We start from the raw sequence: 3,476 nt of genomic DNA, 5'->3' as shown, positions 1-3,476 counted from the left end.
ATCGTGTCCTGCACAGCAGGCATATGCGTTCTCCATCCACGCCGGGGTCAAGGCCCGACAGTTTTCAAACTATGGCACCGCCAAAATGAACGCCGAAGAAGCGCTCGCGGCAGCGTAAGTTCCATATAGTGCGCCCCGACCGGAAATTCACCCGGCCAACACGAAACGCACGGCTCTACCAGGCCGAAAGGCCCAAATTCGTCCAACCGCTTACGCGGCTTTTTCTCTACTCGCCCTACGCGCGGCGATTCCAGTCAGCGCAACGCGAAATAACTCGATGTCTTCCGCGCCGGTCGCCGGTCCGATCGACACGCGCAAGGCACCAAGACTGTCGCCGTAGCCCATGGCTTTCAGAACATGGCTCGGCCCGACCTTGCCCGACGAGCATGCGGAGCCGGCCGACAACGCCACACCGGCCAGATCGAAGGCGATCTGCGCGGTTTCAGCTTTGACGCCCGCAATAGCGAAGAATGTCGTGTTGGCAAGCCTTGGCGAACCGGTTCCAAAGATTTCCGCGTCCGGCACCAGCAATTTCATGATGGCCTCGATCTCGTCGCGGCGCTGGCGCACCGCATCGATGGCCGGCAATCCGGTCAGGGCCTCGCGTGCCGCGGCGCCAAAACCGGCAATGGCGGCGAGATTTTCAGTGCCGCCGCGATGGCCCTTCTCCTGGCCACCGCCGTTGATCAGCGGCTTCGGCATCATCAGGTCGGAAGCGGTGACGATGGCGCCGACGCCCTTGGGGCCGCCGATCTTGTGCGAGGACAGAATCAGATAATCGGCGTAATCCGCTGACATGTCGATCGATACGCGGCCCGCGGCCTGGACCGCGTCGACGACGAGGATGCCGCCCGCAGCCTTGACGATCTCAGCGATGCGATCGATCGGCTGGATGACACCGGTCTCGTTGTTGGCGGCATGGATGGCGACCAGCGGCAGGCCATCGGCCTTGTCATGGCGGCCGAGCGCCGCGACCAGGGCGCCGAGATCGGCGATGCCATTGGCATCAACGCCGATCCGCGTAACCTGTGCTGCCGGAAAGCGCCCACCATTCAACAGGCAGGGATGGTCGGCCTCGGACACGTAAAGCCGGCTCATGCGCACAGTACCACGCCCCATCTGCCAGTCTGATGTCAGCAGCGTCGAGGCGGCTTCCGTCGCGCCGGAGGTGAAAACGACATGCTCCGGCTTGGCGTTGACCAGTGCCGCAACGTCACGCCTGGCGGTCTCGATCAGGCGGCGTGCGGCGCGCCCTTCGGCGTGGACCGATGACGGGTTGGCGGCGACATCAAGCGCTGCGACCATAGCCTCGCGGGCCGCGGCAAGCAGCGGCGCACTGGCATTATAGTCGAGATAGGCGCGTATTGCGGCCATTTTCGTCCAGTTGGTCCCGTCAGAAGCCATTCCGCCGACGTATCGCGTTATTTCCTTGAAATTCCAAGGCGAGCCGTCCTATTTACGCGGCTTGCGGCGCGGGTGGCCGGGCTCGATGTCTTGCCACTCAGTTTTGAACAATTCTAAACTAGCTTCTAAGAAGACGCTCGCCCTGCGTCAAGGCCAGAGGAAGACACGTTCCGGGCGCCGCGCATTCGTATACCCAAGTGGAGTATTTCATGCCTGAGGTCATTTTCACCGGTCCTGCCGGCCGTCTGGAGGGACGTTACCAGCCTTCCAAGGAAAAGAGCGCGCCGATTGCCATCGTCCTGCACCCGCACCCCCAGTTCGGCGGCACGATGAACAACAAGATCGTCTACGACCTCTTCTATATGTTCCAGAAGCGGGATTTCACCACGCTTCGCTTCAATTTCCGCGGCATCGGCCGCAGCCAGGGCGAGTTCGATCACGGCACTGGCGAGTTGTCGGATGCCGCCGCAGCCCTCGACTGGGTGCAGTCGCTGCATCCGGATTCCAAGAGCTGCTGGGTTGCCGGTTACTCCTTCGGCTCCTGGATCGGCATGCAGCTTCTGATGCGCCGTCCCGAGATCGAAGGCTTCATCTCGATCGCGCCGCAGCCCAACACCTATGATTTCTCGTTCCTGGCGCCCTGCCCGTCATCGGGCCTGATTATCCATGGCGATGCCGACAAGGTCGCGCCACCAAAGGATGTGCAGGGCCTGGTCGACAAACTGCACACGCAAAAGGGCATCACCATCACGCAGAAGACCTTGCCTGGCGCCAACCATTTCTTCTCCAACGACGCCGACCTGCTGCTCGAGGAATGTGCCGACTATCTCGACCGCCGGCTGGCCGGCGAATTGTCGGATCCGCGGCCGAAGCGGCTGAGATAAGCAAAGAAAGCTGGGACAGCGATGTACGAACCTCCTCAGTTCAGGGAAACGCGGCCGGAAATCCTACACGGGTTGATCCGGACGCATCCATTGGGCCTGTTGGTTTCCAACGGGCCCGAGGGGCCGGTCGCCAACGCCATCCCGTTCCTGCTCGACGCCGAAATTGGGCCGAACGGCAGGCTGCGCGCCCATCTGGCGCGGGCCAATCCGCAATGGCGCCTGCTGGCCGACAATCCGGCTTCACCCGTGCTGATCGTCTTCCAGGGCAGCGATGCCTATGTGACGCCATCCTGGTACGAGACCAAGCGCGAAACCGGCAAGGTGGTGCCGACCTGGAATTATGCCATCGTGCAGGTTCGCGGCACCGTCAAGGTGATGGATGACCAGGACTGGCTGGCGCAGCAGATCGCCGATCTGACCGTATCCCAGGAAGGCGCTCGCGAGGCACCCTGGGCGGTGACCGATGCGCCGGCGCCGTTCATCCAGTCGCAGATCAAGGGCATTATCGGGCTGGAAATCGAGATCAGCGAAATCCACGGCAAGTGGAAGGTCAGCCAGAACCGGCCGGTCGCCGATCGCGTCGGCGTTGCACAAGGGCTCGAAAGCGAGCAGCATTCGTCGCCCGACATGGCCGGCCTGGTGAGGTCCTATGGCGGTCTGGACGGCAATTAGTGTCAAGATCTGACGCGTGGTACCCGGTGTGACGCTCCTCCATCGATCTCCGTAGATCGGCATCGACGCGTCGAGGTTTTGCCGGCGAGCGAACCCAACGAAATTCTGGGGAGGGTGGTGAGCCGCCGTTGCCGGAGGTACACTTCGCCGCCAATTCCGAACCGTGGACTCGAAGCAGGCGATGATTGATGACGCTGCACTCGTGCGCCTGATGAAGGCGATCGCATCGGCTGACGGCACGGTGGTGTTTGGCTTGCTGAACGCCTTTCCTGCCCTCGCCAAGGCGACCCTGAAAGAGGGCGCGATGGGCGCGGCGACAGATCTCTTTCTGACCGAGATCAAGCACTACGTTTATGCTGGCGACACTGCGCTTCACGTCGCGGCGGCGGCCCATTGGCCTGAGGTCGCGCGCGCGCTAATCGGCCTTGGCGCAGACGTCACGGCGGGAAACCGACGGAGGGCGACGCCGCTTCACTACGCGGCCGATGGAATTCCGGGGGCGCCCAAGGGGAATCC

At 62.6% G+C, this 3,476-nt stretch carries 4 protein-coding genes; 3 read left to right on the top strand and 1 reads right to left on the bottom strand.

Features of this window, described 5'->3' with window-relative positions; translation table 11 throughout:
- Window positions 1–210: 210 nt before the first annotated feature.
- Entirely contained in the window at window positions 211–1,374 is a 1,164-nt protein-coding gene (locus EN993_RS33045; protein ID WP_127265970.1) for a cysteine desulfurase family protein, read from the bottom strand.
- A 239-nt stretch (window positions 1,375–1,613) separates the two neighbouring features.
- Here EN993_RS33045 and EN993_RS33040 point away from each other — a divergent pair, with 239 nt between their 5' ends.
- The 3 genes from EN993_RS33040 to EN993_RS33030 all read left to right on the top strand — a co-directional run.
- Window positions 1,614–2,288: an alpha/beta hydrolase gene (locus tag EN993_RS33040; protein ID WP_013532163.1), complete on the top strand. Its 675-nt coding sequence runs from the start codon at window positions 1,614–1,616 to the stop codon at window positions 2,286–2,288.
- Between the two features lie 21 nt (window positions 2,289–2,309).
- Window positions 2,310–2,960: an FMN-binding negative transcriptional regulator gene (locus EN993_RS33035; protein WP_127265968.1), complete on the top strand. Its 651-nt coding sequence runs from the start codon at window positions 2,310–2,312 to the stop codon at window positions 2,958–2,960.
- Between the two features lie 163 nt (window positions 2,961–3,123).
- The coding region (locus EN993_RS33030; RefSeq protein WP_164757969.1) for an ankyrin repeat domain-containing protein at window positions 3,124–3,476 on the top strand (353 nt) is incomplete at its 3' end.

The organism is Mesorhizobium sp. M7D.F.Ca.US.004.01.2.1, from assembly GCF_003997785.1.
GTDB lineage: Bacteria > Pseudomonadota > Alphaproteobacteria > Rhizobiales > Rhizobiaceae > Mesorhizobium > Mesorhizobium loti.
This window is presented reverse-complemented; position numbering and strand designations above follow the sequence as displayed.